Source organism: Peribacillus sp. FSL E2-0159 (assembly GCF_038643155.1).
Taxonomy (GTDB): domain Bacteria; phylum Bacillota; class Bacilli; order Bacillales; family DSM-1321; genus Peribacillus; species Peribacillus simplex.
The window spans coordinates 4775406-4791178 of record NZ_CP152053.1 but is presented as its reverse complement, the minus strand read 5'-3'; the positions used below and the strand labels follow the sequence as shown (position 1 = coordinate 4791178).

At 41.3% G+C, this 15773-nt stretch carries 15 protein-coding genes and 1 pseudogene; 13 read left to right on the top strand and 3 right to left on the bottom strand.

Going from position 1 to position 15773, the window contains the following annotated elements; genetic code table 11:
• Window positions 1–12: 12 nt before the first annotated feature.
• The gene (locus NYE63_RS23380) at window positions 13–1368 is read left to right on the top strand and encodes a DHA2 family efflux MFS transporter permease subunit (protein WP_342605857.1); all 1356 of its coding nucleotides are present in this window, start codon (window positions 13–15) and stop codon (window positions 1366–1368) included.
• A 126-nt stretch (window positions 1369–1494) separates the two neighbouring features.
• Here the strand turns inward: NYE63_RS23380 and NYE63_RS23375 are convergent.
• Both NYE63_RS23375 and NYE63_RS23370 read right to left on the bottom strand, forming a co-directional pair.
• Window positions 1495–1635, bottom strand: a pseudogene (locus NYE63_RS23375) (MarR family transcriptional regulator); the annotation flags it as partial.
• A 133-nt stretch (window positions 1636–1768) separates the two neighbouring features.
• Window positions 1769–2863 carry a low temperature requirement protein A gene (locus NYE63_RS23370; RefSeq protein ID WP_342602930.1) on the bottom strand — a complete coding sequence of 365 codons (1095 nt, stop codon included), beginning with the start codon at window positions 2861–2863 and terminating at the stop codon, window positions 1769–1771.
• Between the two features lie 228 nt (window positions 2864–3091).
• On the opposite strand from NYE63_RS23370, the gene NYE63_RS23365 reads away from it, so the two are divergent.
• The 8 genes from NYE63_RS23365 (at window position 3092) to NYE63_RS23330 (ending at window position 11216) form a co-directional block, all read left to right on the top strand.
• A complete protein-coding gene (locus NYE63_RS23365; RefSeq protein ID WP_342602929.1) occupies window positions 3092–3652 on the top strand; it encodes an NADPH-dependent FMN reductase in 561 nt (186 codons plus the stop codon).
• Window positions 3653–3843: 191 nt separating this feature from the next.
• Window positions 3844–4485: an isochorismate family cysteine hydrolase YcaC gene (ycaC, locus tag NYE63_RS23360; RefSeq protein WP_063235147.1), complete on the top strand. Its 642-nt coding sequence runs from the start codon at window positions 3844–3846 to the stop codon at window positions 4483–4485.
• A gap of 782 nt (window positions 4486–5267) precedes the next feature.
• Window positions 5268–7334 (top strand): BglG family transcription antiterminator, encoded by a 2067-nt coding sequence (locus NYE63_RS23355; protein WP_342602928.1) that lies wholly within the window; start codon window positions 5268–5270, stop codon window positions 7332–7334.
• Entirely contained in the window at window positions 7331–7597 is a 267-nt protein-coding gene (locus NYE63_RS23350) for a PTS sugar transporter subunit IIB (RefSeq protein ID WP_342602927.1), read from the top strand. The genes NYE63_RS23355 and NYE63_RS23350 overlap by 4 nt, the downstream gene beginning before the upstream one ends.
• A 17-nt stretch (window positions 7598–7614) precedes the next feature.
• Window positions 7615–7881 (top strand): PTS sugar transporter subunit IIB, encoded by a 267-nt coding sequence (locus tag NYE63_RS23345; RefSeq protein WP_048883161.1) that lies wholly within the window; start codon window positions 7615–7617, stop codon window positions 7879–7881.
• A 31-nt stretch (window positions 7882–7912) separates the two neighbouring features.
• The gene (locus tag NYE63_RS23340; protein ID WP_144480798.1) at window positions 7913–9181 is read left to right on the top strand and encodes a PTS ascorbate transporter subunit IIC; all 1269 of its coding nucleotides are present in this window, start codon (window positions 7913–7915) and stop codon (window positions 9179–9181) included.
• Window positions 9182–9300: 119 nt separating this feature from the next.
• Complete coding sequence (locus NYE63_RS23335; RefSeq protein ID WP_342602926.1) at window positions 9301–10146, top strand: HAD family hydrolase; 846 nt, start codon at window positions 9301–9303, stop codon at window positions 10144–10146.
• Window positions 10147–10979: 833 nt separating this feature from the next.
• Window positions 10980–11216, top strand: coding sequence for an MFS transporter (locus NYE63_RS23330; protein WP_342605856.1), 237 nt, complete (start codon window positions 10980–10982; stop codon window positions 11214–11216).
• Window positions 11217–11312: 96 nt separating this feature from the next.
• Here NYE63_RS23330 and NYE63_RS23325 read toward each other — a convergent pair whose 3' ends face one another.
• The gene (locus tag NYE63_RS23325; protein ID WP_342602925.1) at window positions 11313–11492 is read right to left on the bottom strand and encodes a hypothetical protein; all 180 of its coding nucleotides are present in this window, start codon (window positions 11490–11492) and stop codon (window positions 11313–11315) included.
• 400 nt (window positions 11493–11892) lie between these two features.
• Here NYE63_RS23325 and NYE63_RS23320 point away from each other — a divergent pair, with 400 nt between their 5' ends.
• The 4 genes from NYE63_RS23320 (at window position 11893) to NYE63_RS23305 (ending at window position 15765) form a co-directional block, all read left to right on the top strand.
• On the top strand, window positions 11893–12861 hold the full coding sequence (locus tag NYE63_RS23320) for a Fe(3+) dicitrate ABC transporter substrate-binding protein (protein WP_342602924.1): 969 nt from the start codon (window positions 11893–11895) through the stop codon (window positions 12859–12861).
• 85 nt (window positions 12862–12946) lie between these two features.
• Window positions 12947–13951, top strand: coding sequence for an iron ABC transporter permease (locus tag NYE63_RS23315; protein ID WP_342602923.1), 1005 nt, complete (start codon window positions 12947–12949; stop codon window positions 13949–13951).
• Window positions 13948–14961, top strand: coding sequence for an iron chelate uptake ABC transporter family permease subunit (locus NYE63_RS23310; RefSeq protein WP_342602922.1), 1014 nt, complete (start codon window positions 13948–13950; stop codon window positions 14959–14961). Before NYE63_RS23315 ends, NYE63_RS23310 begins: the two co-directional genes overlap by 4 nt.
• Before the next feature lie 15 nt (window positions 14962–14976).
• Window positions 14977–15765 (top strand): ABC transporter ATP-binding protein, encoded by a 789-nt coding sequence (locus tag NYE63_RS23305; RefSeq protein ID WP_342602921.1) that lies wholly within the window; start codon window positions 14977–14979, stop codon window positions 15763–15765.
• The last annotated feature ends 8 nt before the right edge of the window (window positions 15766–15773 follow it).

The following is a 15773-nucleotide window of genomic DNA, read 5'->3' as shown; positions in this document are numbered from 1 at the left end:
ACAGGACCGATAATGGCTGCTCTTTTGGTAGCAGGCTTTGTTGGGCTATTTAGTGAAACCGCATTAAACATCGCCTTAGGTGAATTGAGCCACATTTTTGGCGTGGATGCGACGACAATACAGTGGCTTGCGACAGGCTACTTTTTAACGCTTGGTATTTTAGTGCCAGTAACGGGAATTTTAATGCAAAAATTCACAACACGCCAAATGTTCATGGCGTCTTTATTTTTTTCGATCATCGGAACGATCATCGCTGCAGTAGCGCCGGTTTTTAGCGTGTTATTGACGGCCCGTGTCATTCAGGCAGCTGGACTGGCGATCATTTTGCCGTTGACACAAAATGTCATTTTCACGATTTTCCCACCGAATAAACGAGGAGGGGCAATGGGTGTGATGGGCTTAGTCATCTTGGCGGGTCCCGCATTCGGTCCTACATTAGCAGGGATGATTTTAGATACGTTATCATGGCCTTGGATATTCTGGTTTACGATTCCGTTCTTGTTATTCTCGCTTATCTTTGGCTATATCTATATTCCGAATGTCAATGATACTCGACAAGTATCAATCGATATCGTGTCAGTTGTGTTATCGACGATTGGTTTTGGTGGAGTTGTATACGGTGTAAGTGTAGGCGGGGATCATGGTTGGACGGATATGACGGTAATTGGCACGATCATCGTTGGTTTGATCGCTCTCATTCTCTTTGCAATCCGTCAAACGAAGATGGAAAACCCAATGTTGAATTTAAAAGCATTCAAATACCCACTATTTGTACTGGGCCTTGCGATGAACATGATTACATTCCTTAACATGTTATCGATGCTGGTTGTGTTACCAATGTATATGCAAATGGCGTTATTGGTATCTGCCTTCGCTACTGGGCTGATCATGCTCCCAGGCAGTCTATTAAACTGTGTTTTTGCCCCAATAATCGGCAAGCTATTTGATAAATATGGACCTCGTGCCGTGATTACACCAGGAACGATTCTAGTTGTCGTTGGCTACGGTCTATATGCAATGTATGGAACGGACACAGCACTATGGATCATGGTTGTTACGCATATCGTGATGATGCTTGGTATAGGCATGGTACTTGCTTCAGTACAAACGAATACATTGAATGCATTGCCAAAACAATTCTATCCGGATGGCATTGCGATTACGCAAACATCTCAACAAGTATCAGGGGCAATTGGGATAGCGGTCATGGTTTCGCTATTCTCTGCGAACCAAAATGGCTACTTGACTGATGTGGCAAATGATTTACCGGAAGCTGCTGCCTCAGGTTCATCACTTGTATTTAAAATTAGTTTGATTTTCGCCATCGTGAATGTGGTGCTTTCATTGTTCATGAAAAAACCGAAATAACAAAGATAAAAAAACAGATCACCATTCCAGCGGGTGATCTGTTTTCAATTTTGAACTTTACTAAGTAGATCCAAAAGCTGTTGTTTTTCCGTCTCATTCAAGTTGGCAAATTGTGATGCCTGAAAATGCCGATAGATTCCATTTCTTTAAATGTTGATTGGATTCCCGGATACTCTGGTTATATATTCGTGTTATTCGGAACCATAACATTAAACCTAGTCGTTCCTCATTAGTAGATGCGGAGGGATTCGTTGTGTTTTCTTTCATGAATGTCACCTCATTCTTTCTTCGTCACAATCAGTTTATGAATAAACCAATATGGTGTCAAATGCAAAAACTTCCATATTCGAATGAAAGAAACCAGTATTATCAATTGATACTGGTTTCTTTCATTCCTTTATTATGTGGTCGTTAGTTTAGCAAAGATGATAAAAAACAGTGTTAATTCGCCTATTATCACAATATTCGCTACCACGACAAACAAATTAAAAATAAAAAAGATAACTAAAATCCCTAAAAATAATCCTAAATGATATATTTGCAACCGCCGCTGGTGCTTATGTCTATATTGGTGGAAAACAAAAGTGGTTGACATGAAATAGAGCAATACGGAACCAAAAACAAAATATAGGATAAATGAATAATGGACCTCATGTAAAAACAATAATCTGATGGCTGCTGCAATCATGCTTATAGACATTAAAATAAACAGATGGCCGTAAATGATGATCTGGCCGGAAGATTGTACAGACTTGTCGACTTTTTTCTCCATGTTATCGAAATATTGCCACCACATAGCTATTATCAAGGCAAATGAAATGACGGAAAAGGCTATCGAATCCCAATTTCCTTGTTTAGGTTGAATGACCGCAAGAGTGCTCACAAGAGCTTCTCCAAAGAGAATGATGGTAAATAGACCAAAGCGCTCCAACAAGTGGGCCGTATTTGTAGGAACCTTTTCTAAGCACTTTCTTCCAAGGATTGGGATAATGATATCGATGAGGATGCCCAAATACAGCACAGCATATCGAAGCCAAGAATCAAAAAGGACGGAGAATAATGAAATGGCGATCCCAATCCAAAAATACCTTCCCAAAAAGAGTGCTGCCTTTTTTCGAACTCCCTCTTCTATCCGCTGTACAACAAGATATTGGATGGCAGTCACGGCTCTTAAGCCAATATAACCAATTAAAAAAGAAAGATAATAAGGATCAAAATCAACCGATAAGCTTGATGTCATAATCAGGACAAAAAACATTTGCAGTATCAAAAATAGCCGTTGATGAAATACATCCTTTCCAAACCGGTTAATAAATATGGTTTGCCCTACCCAAGCCCACCAGATAGGAATAAAAATCAACACGAACTTAAATAAATATTCTGGATGGATGTATCCATCTTCAACATGCAGTAAAACATGAGTGGCGCCCGCAACGGCCGCCACAAATAACAAATCATAAAAGAGCTCTAACCATGTAACTTTCTTTTCATCCATTTCTGCACGCCTCCCAATCGCCTTATAGTTTATAGTATGTTGTAAATATTCAGAAAATGGAAGAGGGGCTTTAGAGCACGGAATTTAGAATTCATGATCAATTTTAGGAAGTTCTTTTTACCCAGCTATTAGGTTTTTCCATATTTAGTGATTAGGAATAACGTCACTTTTTTACTGTTGGTATATTATGGTATTATAGGAGATGATTTCAAAACGGGAGGGAAGTAGATGACCAGAACCATCGGCCTTATTTGCGGCAGTTTACGGGAAAATTCTTATAATCGAATCATTGCTCAATCATTGACGGATATGGTTGATTCTTATCAATTTCGCTGGATCGAAATTAATGATCTTCCGTTGTTTAATGAAGACTTAGAAATAAGTGGCGTCCCAGAAACAGTGACATCATTTAAATCAGCCATTCAGGACGTTGACGGTATCATTATCGTAAGTCCAGAGTACAATTCTGGAATACCAGGCGTATTAAAAAATGCATTGGACTGGGCATCAAGACCTCGAGAGTCCGCCGTTCTTGCCAAAAAACCAGTTGGACTGATTGGGGCTACTCCTGGTGGAATGGGTACTGCATTCGCTCAGATGCAAATCAGGCAAATACTAGAAGCCATGCAAGTACATGTTCTTCCATTTCAAAAAATGCTGATTTCGCAAGTACATAATAAGATAGATGCTGATCGAAAAGTGCTTGCTGACGATCAAACAAAACGTTATCTTGAGCGATATTTACAACAATTCATTCATTGGATCGATAACACTCCAGTTCTAGATTAATATAAAAAGACAGAGTATTAGCAATAATCAATGATTCTTATAATATATGTTTGACAGGCTATAAGTTTATAGATAAACTTATGGCGGAAGTCAGTTAAGTTATAAACTGAATGAAACCAACGAAGGAGTTGGGGGAATTTCCCTACATATGAACTTTCTTCGATAGCTTTAATAAAAGGAGGACTTTAAAAATGTCTGATCTCTATTCTCGTCTTTCCAAAGATGATGCTGCCGTTCTTCTAGTGGATCATCAAACCGGTCTTATTTCCGGGCTAGTGCGTGATTATGGTGTTGATGAATTCAAGAACAATGTTATGGCTCTTGCCAACACCGCCAAGTTTTTTGATTTACCAGTTATTTTAACAACAAGCTTTGAAAACGGACCAAACGGACCGCTCATGCAAGAATTGGTAGAACTTTTTCCTCACGCACCAAAAATAGCTCGGCCCGGACAAATTAACGCATGGGATAATGAAGAGTTTGTTAAAGCAATCGAAGAAACTGGTAAAAAACAACTTATCATCGCGGGTGTAGTTACAGATGTCTGCGTTGCTTTCCCGGCACTTTCCGCGTTGAACGCAGGTTATGAAGTATTCGCTGTCACGGATGCTTCTGGAACAGTCAGTAAACAGGTAGCTGATGCGGCATTATCGCGTATGGCCCATGGTGGTGTGCAGCTTATGAACTGGTTTAGCGTAGCGTGCGAATTACAACGTGATTGGCGCAACGATGTCGAAGGCTTTGGTGCTTTACTTTCCAGCCAGCTTCCTGGTTATCAAAACATTATCGGAAGCTATAGGGGAGCCCAGCGCGATTTCAGCAAGCAGATATAACTCTTATACAAATGGTATTTTAGTTGAATAAAAGAGGGTACTTTTTGTTCCCTCTCATGACTGTAGGCAAACCCGATGAAAATCGAGTCTGCCTACAGTTTTTTTTAGTATTAGGACAATTTGTCCACTCCAGAGGCACTCGCTTTCCGCCCGCGGCGTTCTATGCGCCTGCGGGGTCTCCCTTGGACACGCTTTTCTCGCAGGAGTCTCACACACCCGTTCCAATTTTTAAAAGTAAAACTTGGTTATTCTATATGATTTCTTTATTGATTTATATGGGATGAAACCTTATTGGATTGAAGAAATTTGCGACACTCCTGCCGAATAACGGGCTAGCCGAGACCCCACAGACACTTGCGTCGAGGAGGCTTGGCAGACAGTCGGCGGAAAGGGAGCAGATTTCTGAAATCAAGCTAGTACTTTTTTTTGAGGGTTTGTAAAATATGAACGTTGATTTCCCTTTCATTTTGATTTGGTGAAAGATAAGTTTAGCCCCTTTAAAACGGCTGATCATTCCAAACCCTAATCCCTTTAATAGCTTGACCTCATGACCTCACTCCGCCTCCAGACTAAAACCATAAGTTCCATATCATGCGCCTCAAATTGCACATAATATCCTCCTCTAAAATATAGTCTGTATTGAAAATTGATTACATGCGGTATTGTGCACAAATGTTTAAAGAGTATATTATTGTGCAGTACCTATGACAACATTCGGACTTAGAAACGCTACATTTTTAATAAGAAGTGAGATATCGTAGAAGCAGGGAGAGGGATTGAGAATGTTTTTAGATGAAAGAAGCGCTAATTTACTAAAACTATTACAGCATTCGCCCATTTCAAAAATGAAAGAACTTGAAGCCCAAACAGGTCTGACGAGAAGGCAAATCCAATATGGTCTGAGCAAAGCGAATGACTGGCTCCAATTTCATGGATATCAACCGATTCAATATAATCGTGAAATGGGCTACTCCTTTTCTGAAACAATCAAGGATGAAGAATTGAATGTAAAACTGACAAAACGCAATTATATATTTTCAGAGACAGATAGGGAAAAAGTTTTTTACCTCATGATCCTGTTAAGCCAAGAAGAATTGTCCGTCTATCATTTCCAGACGATCACCGGGCTTTCACGAAATACGGTGTTGAAGGATTTAAAAAGTCTTAAAGAGAAAAACAGAGGCATATCGCTCAAGATCCAGTATTCCAAACAAGATGGCTACGTGGTGATTGGGGAAAGCCGAGTAAAGAGATATATCATTGAACGTCTCGTGCATGATGTACTGAATAGTCCCAATAGTGAATTGATCATGGAGTGCATATGGGGAAATCATGAAAAGCAAATCAGCTCGATCCGGTTACAGCTTGAAAGGATCGAACGTAAATTAGGCATCACCTTTACGGATGAACGGCTTCATGAACTAAGCTATTTATTTCTATGTACAGATCAGCTCATAGGAAAAGGGGAAGAGTTACAGGCCGACGAGAGTTGGGCTCCGTTTGTTGCGACGGAAGAATACAAAATGGTTGAGGAAATGACCAGAACGAATGCCTTTCAATCAGTATGGAGCGAAACGGAAAACTTATATGCAACCTTACATTTACTGAGCATGAATCGAACGAAGGACATTTCCCCTCTTAAGGATGATGAAGTCATTCAACACCTTTTGCAGCAAATCGTGGAAGAGTTCGAGAGGCTGGCATTTGTTCACCTGAAAGACAAAGAACAGCTATGCCAACAATTATACGTTCATTTTAAACCGGCATATCATCGCCTGCGGTATGGTCTCCCGCAAATGAACCCGATGACGGGACGGGTGCAGAAGGTCTATCCTGAACTGCACCATTTGACAAAAAAATCCCTGTGGGTGTTGGAGAAAGAGATTGGCCGTCCGGTATCAGAAGAGGAAGTGGCATACTTCACGATCTATTTTGGCGGATGGCTGCGCAGGCAAGGGACCACATTGGATGATCGAAAACGGGCGATTGTCGTATGCCCGAATGGTATTGGCATCAGCAATATCCTCATTTATACATTGAGGGAATTATTTCCGGATATATTGTTCCTGGACGTTCTGTCCGTTAGAAATGCGGCTGAATACCCACTGTCGTACGACCTTGTTTTTTCAACGGTGCATATGAGAACAAAAGCGGCATTATTCGTTGTACCGCCCATTTTGGAAATGCAGGACAAACATACATTGCGCCAGCAGGTCATGCAGGAATTGTATGGATATACAACGGAAAGTGTGGATGTTGCAGCTTTATTAAAAATCATTTCCAAGTATGCAACTATCCATGAAAAGGATCAGCTTGAAAAGGCTTTGAAGTCGAATGTGTATACCCATACACCAAAAATAAACCAATTTTCTTTAAAGGAGGCAGAGAAGCCTGTGTTAGAAGAACTGCTCAATATGCAAACGATTCAATTACAGCAGCATGTTTCCGATTGGAAAGAAGCCATTCAAGTCGCGGCCAAGCCTCTCGTGGACTTAGGAACCGTCGAGGAACGATATGTGGATGCAATGATCGAGGCGATAGAAACGAATGGACCATATGTAGTGATAACGCCTGGAGTGGCGATTCCCCATGCACGTCCCGAGCAGGGGGTCAGATCTTTATCCATGAGTTTGCTGAAATTGGATGAGGCCGTTGACTTTGCGCCGGATAAACCGGTTCGCCTGATTATCATTTTGGCGGCCGTGGATAACGATTCGCATCTGCGGGCATTGATCCAGCTCACTCAATTATTGAATGAACCAGCCAATATAGAAGAAATCTTACGCACTTCAGATAAATCGGTCCTTATGGAGTACGTTCATAAATATTCGAAGGAGGAAGCGGAATGAAAATCATGGTAGTATGCGGGAACGGATTGGGAAGCAGCTTCATCATGGAGATGAATGTAAAGAAAGCATTGACGGAAATGAGGAAGACGGCCGAGGTGGATCATACGGATCTTGCATCCGCAAAAACGGTCCAGGCTGATATTTTCCTGGGAGCGGCGGATATTGTCGGTCAGCTGGATGATGGAACCCGGACGATCGTCACACTGGAGAACATGATGAGCATCCCTGAAATCAAATCTAAATTGGAAATGCATGTAGGATAAAAAAAGGAGAGATTGATATGAAGAAAATCATGGTAGTATGCGGTAACGGATTGGGAAGCAGCTTCATCATGGAGATGAATGTGAAGAAAGCGTTGACGGAAATGGGGAAGACGGCCGAGGTGGATCATACGGATCTTGCATCCGCAAAAACGGTTCAGGCTGATATTTTCCTGGGAGCGGCGGATATTGTTGGTCAGCTGGATGATGGAACCCGTACGATCGTCACGCTGGAAAACATGATGAGCATTCCTGAAATCACATCGAAATTAGCTTCACATCTATAAGAAGAAAACATAAAGAAGAGGGGGAGAGGCAATGCTGGAACTTATCATGAATGACATCTTGGGTACACCTTCCATACTTGTGGGGCTGTTTGCCCTCATTGGACTGCTGTTACAGCGGAAATCCAGTGCGGATGTTGTATCTGGAACGCTAAAAACCGTCATGGGCTTCATTATCATTGGAGCTGGAGCCGCAGTGCTCATTGGCGCCCTTGATATATTCAGTAAAATGTTCGATCATGCGTTCAATGTACAAGGCGTCATACCGAATAACGAAGCCATTGTCGCAGCCGCCCAAAGTGATTTTGGGACTTCGACTGCACTAATCATGGTTTTTGGTATGGTTGTCAATGTTTTGCTAGCACGTTTCACGCCATTTAAATATATATTCTTAACGGGACACCATACCTTATTCATGGCTTGTTTACTTGCAGTCACCCTATCGGTCGGCGGGCTCAACGGATTTCCGCTTATCTTGGTCGGTTCCATTCTATTAGGAGTATGCATGGTGATGTTCCCAGCCCTCCTTCAGCCATACGTACGGAAAATTACCGGAAGCGATGATTTTGCCATCGGCCATTTCGGGACAATCGGATATTTTGTTTCCGCGACTGTTGGAAAATGGTTTGGAAATAAGGAAAAAACGACAGAGCAAATCAAGGTTCCTAAATCTTTAGGATTCCTGAGGGATACATCAGTCGCTGTATCGCTTACGATGACGTTGTTCTTCGTGATCGTCGCATTGTTTGCCGGACAGAACTATATTGAAACGGAATTATCCGGCGGTTCGAATTTCATCGTATTTTCTTTCATCCAGGCGATAACATTTGCTGCAGGAGTCTACATCATCCTTGCAGGGGTTCGGATGTTAATTGCTGAAATCGTCCCTGCATTCAAAGGGATTGCCGATAAAGTGGCGCCGAATACAAAACCTGCATTGGACTGTCCGACCATCTTTCCATTCGCTCCAAATGCAGTGATCATCGGGTTCCTATTCAGTTTCTTGGCTGGACTATTATCCATGTTCCTCCTTCCGGTACTTGGATTGAAAGTAATCGTTCCAGGGCTCGTACCGCATTTCTTCACCGGAGCTGCAGCAGGTGTATTTGGAAATTCCACAGGAGGCAGACGCGGAGCGATGCTTGGATCCTTTGCCAACGGGCTCATCATTAGTTTCCTGCCGGCGATACTCCTGGTCTTCTTGGGGGATGTTGGTTTTGAAGGTACCACATTTGGTGATTCGGACTTCGGTGTGGTCGGTCTCTTCATCCTAAGCGTCATGAAACTTTTAGGATTATCCTAAACTGTTATACTGTTAAGGTAGATGAACAAAAATAAATGAATGAAACCAACAGCCTAAGATCTTATAGATAATGGGCTGTTGGCATTTTCATCATCATACGGATTCTTGAGGTGATTTGCATGACCAACAAGGCAATAGTGCTAGATTTGGATGGTACGACATTAAACGAAAGAAATACTGTGAATGAGACGCTGGAACAATACATAGGTGAACTTAGGGAAAGCGGTAAGCTGATTTTCATAGCAACAGGAAGAACGCTGGAAGAAGTGAGGGACGTTTTGCCGTCCGGCATGGAAGCCGATGGAATGGTGACAGCCAATGGAATGTCCGTATTCATCGGAAAGAAACAGATTGTCGAACACGCCCTGTCGACGGAACTTGTGGAAGAATTGGTAGCCAAAGCAGGAGCGGAAAAGATTTTTTATGAAGTTCATCCGAATGATGGAACACGGATGGCATTCCTTAAAGATAAAGACTATATGGTTAAACAAGGTTTGATGCCAAAACCTGAGACAGTCGATGAAAATGAATGGCTGTCAAGACAGGATGCAGTGGAAGACAAAATAAGATGGTCAGAACAACTGGACATAAGCAGCGTAGCCAAAATTTACTTTTTCAGCAATGAAATGAATACGATTCGAGAATGGAAAGCGGAGTTGGGGAAAATCAAGCAGTACAATGCCTTTACCACAGCTTCCTCCACTCATCATAATGTAGAAGTGACCGTGGAAGGGATCACAAAAGCAACAGGCGTTCAACTGCTGCTGAAACATTTCCAGCTAGCACCGGAAAATATCCTGGCAGTAGGCGATGGCGAAAATGACCTCCCGCTATTTAAACTCGCTGGACATTGCGTGGCCATGAAAAATGCCACTGACCTGGTCAAAGAACAAGCCGATGAAGTCACGGAGTATTCATATCGAGAAGATGGACTGTATCGCTTTTTGAAGGGAAAGTTTCACTAAAATAACCTGGAAGGGCAAAGAAGATCTAGTTTTGTTCATGAAATTTGAACGGTGATTGGAAAGCTAGTGCCCTACGTTCCAATCACTGATTTTTGCAAACTCAATTATTATCAATTGTCTACAAAAGAAGTTCGGAATGGTCTCTTGCCAACAATGATATTAAAGCAAGACTAGATGATTATTAATGTTTTTTCTGGTTTAATGAAAGCCTCAATGGATTGAAGAAATTTGCGACACTCCTGCCGAATAACTGGCTAGCCGAGACCCCGCAGGCGATTTTGCCGAGGAGGCTTGGCAGACAGTCGGCGGAAAGGGAGCGGATTTCTGCAATCAACTCCGAACGTTTTTTTAAATTGCAGGCAGACTCAATTATTGAGTTTGTAGATAAAACAGTTTCATCTAAATTTAAAGAAAAGTTGATTGGAACGGAAGGCGCGAGACTCCTGCGGGAAAAGCGTGTCCAAGGGAGACCCCACAGGCGCAAAGGCGCCGGGGAGGCTCCCGGACCGCCCGCGGAAAGCGAGTGCCTGGAGTGGAAAACAACGTTCAAGTTTTGACAACTTAATTATTATTGAGTTTGTCTACAAAAGAAGTTCGGAATGGTTTCTTCCCAACAATGATATTAAAGCAAGACTAGATGATCCATAATGTTTTTTCGCGTTTTATGAACCCTCAATGGATGAAGAAATTTCTGACACTCCTGCCGAATAACTGGCTAGCCGATCCCTCGCAGGGGTTGCTTTGATGAGGCTGGGCAGACAGTCGGCAGAAAGGGAGCGGATTTCTGAAATCAACTCCGAACGTTTTTTGAGGGGTGTAAAATTTGACCAGAGATTAAACAATCTACGAGAATGGGCTTATTCCAAAGTTTATATTCTGCTGGAATGTTTTTGGGACCCGTCCTAATTGGCATCTTGATTGAAGTGTTTTCAAGATCAACAGGTTATCTGATCATGGGGGCATTATCAATTGCTTCTACGATTCTTATTAAAACCTCCATAAAACGCTCAAAAAAAGAAGCTTCTAATGAAGAATATCCTCTTGAAGAGATGCTGATGGAAAGAAAATGATTCTTTTAAAAGGCAAAAATAAAAAGAGCAGACCTTAACGGGTTTGCTCTTTTTTATTTTGAGCTGGTGTCTATATTATTGATACGTTCATTATTGTTAATCATTACTTTTTGATTTGGAGTATGTAGGAATTAAAAGAAAACCTATTCCAAATAAAGCATATGAAATCCATCGGACTATATCATACCATTCCATTTGTTTGAAAAAAGAAAGATTAATAATCATTGCAAGAGCACCTAAAATTACAAGTGTTTTTCCTAATACCTGTCTAGACAAAGGGAATTCCCCTCCTTTCGGAATTGATTTTACAAGATATTAACATTTTTTCTCGAAAATAACTTGTTTTGGATAATTATTTTAGAACTGAGTTTACCGATAATCATGACCTTATGGTGGGGTCTTTCTACCTCGATTTTTGGCAAGCTGAAATACGCATTTGCTTAAACTGTCTTTTACTTTGCTTAATTCACGAATCAGATTGTAGCTGTAAATAATAAAATCCATGTAGGCTGTCTTAATGGCCATAATGATTTTTATTCACAAAATTTTATTAATATTGACGGTATCAGTCTATGACTTTATCATAACAGCAGGATAATGATAATCATTTTCAATTATGAATGTATTCGTTGGTTAAGAAGTTAAATAGGTATAGATGACGGAAAGGGTGCAAAAAATGAGAGAATCTAAAAAAGTAAGAACATTTGGGGGAGGAGCATTAATCCTGTTATTTACGATTATGATGATGTTATCAGGATGTAATAATTCTCAAAAAACAACGGAAGCAGAGAAGACCTCTACCGAAACAAGTAATCAAGAAACAAGGACGATTAAGCATGAAATGGGAGAAACGGAAATTAAAAATACTCCTAAAAAAATAGTTACGCTTGAGTTATCTTTCGTTGATTCTTTAAATGCTCTAGGAATAAAACCTATCGGGATTTCAGATGACAACAAAAAAGATATGATTACAAAACTCGTAGGTAAAGAAATAGATTATACTTCTGTAGGAACACGTGAACAGCCTAATTTAGAGGTGATCAGTTCTTTACAGCCGGATTTAATCATTGCAGATGCTGAGCGGCATAAAGGGATTTATAAGGATTTACAGCAGATTGCTCCTACTGTTGTCTTAAAAAGTCGGGAATCTACATATCAAGAAAACCTGGATTCTTTTAAAACGATTGCAAAGGCAGTGAACCAGGAAGATGCTGCAGAAAAAAGATTGAGCGAGCATGAAAAAACGATTAAGGAACTTAAATCGAAACTTACTGTTGATTCAAATATGACGGTTTTACCAGCAGTTGTACGTGATACGTCATTCCAAGCTCATACTTCTTCTTCTTATGATGGGGAATTGCTTGAACGCATGGGATTGAAAAATGCCATTCAGCAGGAACTTCCACATGCCGAGATGAATTTGGAGCAGCTTGTCGAGATTAATCCGGATGTGCTGCTTTTAGCGAACAATGAGGGTAAGTTACTTACTGATGAGTGGAAAGACAATCCTCTTTGGAAAGACTTGAAGGCAGTAAAAAACGGACAAGTGTATAGTGTTGATCGAGATTTATGGACGAGATACCGTGGTGTTGTATCCGCTGAGGCCATTGCTAAAGACACTTTAAACATGCTTGGTGAAGAATAGATGAACAAAGGCGAAGTAAGAGATCTAATTCTTACTTCGCTTTCCATTAGGTTTAAATTTAGTTAGGAAGTGTGTTGTATAGTCGATGGAAACTATAGTTAGAAGTAAAATGAAAGTGTATTGTACCGCTATAGCTGGAATCGTTTTGCTAATTTTAGGAGTCATGACGAGTATTTCTGTGGGAGCGGCCGATATAGATGCATCAATGGTTTTGAAGTCCTTTTTTGAGGTCGACTCGTCCAAGGAACAGACTATTATAAGGACCCTTCGATTGCCTCGAGCATTGGTTGGAGCATTGGTTGGTGCTAATTTAGCGGTGGCGGGTGCTCTGATGCAGGCTATTACCCGGAATTCATTAGCTTCTCCACAAGTGTTTGGTGTTAATGCAGGTGCATCATTTTTTATTGTGTCAGCTTTTGTTTTCTTTCCTAACCTTTCTTCCGTTTCACTAGTTTGCGTTGCATTCATTGGTGCAGCAGTGGGAGGGATGGCCGTCTATTCTTTTGCTTCGGGAGGGGGAATGACCCAAGTAAAGCTGGCATTGGCTGGAATGGCTGTTCACTTTTTTTTATCTTCTTTAACGCAAGGCATGATCATCTTTAATGAACAGGCGAAGGATGTGCTCTATTGGTTAGTCGGATCTATTAATGGGAAAACATGGGCGCACGTTAACATGATTCTTCCTTGGTCTCTTATTGGGCTATTTGTCGCTGTCTTGTTCTCTCGATCTGTTTCTATCCTTGTCTTAGGAGAAAATATGGCGCAAGGACTTGGGCAACGGGTGTACCGAATCCGTATTTTAGCAGGAATATTGGTGATCATTTTGGCAGGATCTTCGGTTGCCGTCGCAGGCCCAGTGGGCTTTGTAGGATTGATCATTCCCCATATCGTCAGGAGACTGGTGGGCGGAGATTATCGAAGAATCATCCCTTTTTCTGCATTATTCGGCGCTTTACTCTTAGTTTACGCAGATATTCTCGCCCGGTTTATCGCTTATCCTTTTGAGTCGCCGGTAGGCATCGTAACAGCTATAATCGGTGCGCCATTCTTCCTTTATTTAGCGAAGAGAGGGAGGAATATTAAGCAATGAAACTAAAACGGACATTTGGGTTGAAATCAACTTTGCACCCTTATTCTATTCTCCTATTGCTGACGGTTACCATGCTAATTTTATCAATGGTGAGCCTGGGATTAGGGGCCATTTATATCTCACCTTTAGAAATCATCCAAAATTTCCTTGGAAATGGCATGCAAGGTCAGACATTCATTCTGCATAACTATCGCATACCACGCATTCTAATCGCCGTGATAGTGGGGGCCGGATTGGCAACGGCTGGAGCCATTCTGCAAGGAGTCCTTCGAAATCCATTGGCTTCTCCAGACGTGATTGGGGTAACAAAAGGAGCCGGTTTGGCAGCTGTTATCGTCATTGTTTTATTTCCGCAATCGCCCATTATCATACTGCCCCTTTCAGCTTTTATCGGAGCGGCGGTCATGGCGGCAATTTTGATGATATTTGTTTATAAAAAAGGAGCTCAGCCAAATACAATAGCTTTGGTCGGAATTGCTTTAGGGGCAATATGTCAAGCGGGGATAGAGTATTTCATGGTCAAGTTCCCGGATGATGTAAATACGACATTGCTGTGGTTGACTGGCAGTCTATGGGGAAGAGGATGGGATCAAGTATTCATTTTGCTTCCATGTCTTGCTCTTGTCCCGGTATTGATTGCATTAACGTCTAAAATGGATGTATTGAGTCTTGGAGACGAAATAGCTACAGGTCTCGGTGAAAGATCAAAATTACTGCGTTATATATTGTTAAGTGTTTCTGTCATTTTAATCGGAGTCTGTGTAGCTGCGGTTGGTTCTATCGGGTTTATTGGTTTAATTGCCCCACATATTGCCCGGAGAGTGGTAGGGTCAAAATTCAAAGTTTTACTTCCTGCTTCAGCTCTCTTTGGTTCTATCTTTCTACTCGTTGCCGATAGCCTGGGAAGAGGATTATTCCCTCCAATAGAAATACCCGCCGGAATTATCACTGCGGTGATTGGAGTACCATATTTTTTATATCTATTACGTCGTGAACGAAAAATAACATAAGGAAGGCTGAATATCATGACAACATTATCAGCAGAGAATCTTTCGCTCTCTTATGGATCAACTCAAATCATCGATAATATCGATTTAGAAATTCCTGAAGGTAAGATCAGTATAATCATTGGTTCCAATGGTTGTGGAAAATCCACCATTCTACGGTCTCTAGCTAGATTATTAATACCTCTGCAAGGCACGATCTATTTAGATGGAAAAGCTATTCATCATCAATCTTCCAAGGAAGTGGCAAAGAAATTGGCTATTTTGCCCCAAGCTCCGGAAGCTCCTGAAGATATAACCGTTAAAGAACTATGCTATTATGGCAGGCATCCGCACAAAGGCTTATTTTCCAGACAAACCCCAGAAGATCATGCTATTGTCGACCGTGCATTATCAGCAACAAAAATGACGGAATTTGCTGATCGGACATTGGATGCATTATCTGGAGGACAAAGGCAAAGGGCATGGATTTCGATGGCTTTGGTACAAGAAACCGACCTTTTACTGTTAGATGAACCGACAACCTATCTGGACCTAGCACACCAAATTGAAATATTGGAATTACTGCGCGATTTAAACGTAACTTATGGACGCACGATTGTCATGGTTCTGCATGATTTGAATCAAGCGGCACAGTATGCCGATCATCTGATTAGCATTAAGAAGGGAAAAATCTATAAAGAGGGATCGCCTGAAACGGTCTTTACAAAAGAAATGATCAAGGACGTCTTCAGGCTGGAATGCTGTATTATTGAAAATCCAGTTGATCAAACGCCTCTATGCATTCCAATTGGTTTATCTCAAGATTAGTGAGATGC

Excerpts from the sequence above, each read along its gene's own strand:
- NYE63_RS23340 (WP_144480798.1), top strand. The coding sequence starts at position 7,913 with ATGCTGGAACTTATCATGAATGACATCTTGGGTACACCTTCCATACTT.
- NYE63_RS23315 (WP_342602923.1), top strand. The coding sequence starts at position 12,947 with ATGGAAACTATAGTTAGAAGTAAAATGAAAGTGTATTGTACCGCTATA.
- NYE63_RS23350 (WP_342602927.1), top strand. The coding sequence starts at position 7,331 with ATGAAAATCATGGTAGTATGCGGGAACGGATTGGGAAGCAGCTTCATC.
- NYE63_RS23365 (WP_342602929.1), top strand. The coding sequence starts at position 3,092 with ATGACCAGAACCATCGGCCTTATTTGCGGCAGTTTACGGGAAAATTCT.
- NYE63_RS23305 (WP_342602921.1), top strand. The coding sequence starts at position 14,977 with ATGACAACATTATCAGCAGAGAATCTTTCGCTCTCTTATGGATCAACT.
- NYE63_RS23355 (WP_342602928.1), top strand. The coding sequence starts at position 5,268 with ATGTTTTTAGATGAAAGAAGCGCTAATTTACTAAAACTATTACAGCAT.
- NYE63_RS23320 (WP_342602924.1), top strand. The coding sequence starts at position 11,893 with ATGAGAGAATCTAAAAAAGTAAGAACATTTGGGGGAGGAGCATTAATC.
- NYE63_RS23335 (WP_342602926.1), top strand. The coding sequence starts at position 9,301 with ATGACCAACAAGGCAATAGTGCTAGATTTGGATGGTACGACATTAAAC.
- NYE63_RS23380 (WP_342605857.1), top strand. The coding sequence starts at position 13 with ATGGCTGCTCTTTTGGTAGCAGGCTTTGTTGGGCTATTTAGTGAAACC.
- NYE63_RS23370 (WP_342602930.1), bottom strand. The coding sequence starts at position 2,863 with ATGGATGAAAAGAAAGTTACATGGTTAGAGCTCTTTTATGATTTGTTA.
- NYE63_RS23345 (WP_048883161.1), top strand. The coding sequence starts at position 7,615 with ATGAAGAAAATCATGGTAGTATGCGGTAACGGATTGGGAAGCAGCTTC.
- ycaC (WP_063235147.1), top strand. The coding sequence starts at position 3,844 with ATGTCTGATCTCTATTCTCGTCTTTCCAAAGATGATGCTGCCGTTCTT.
- NYE63_RS23310 (WP_342602922.1), top strand. The coding sequence starts at position 13,948 with ATGAAACTAAAACGGACATTTGGGTTGAAATCAACTTTGCACCCTTAT.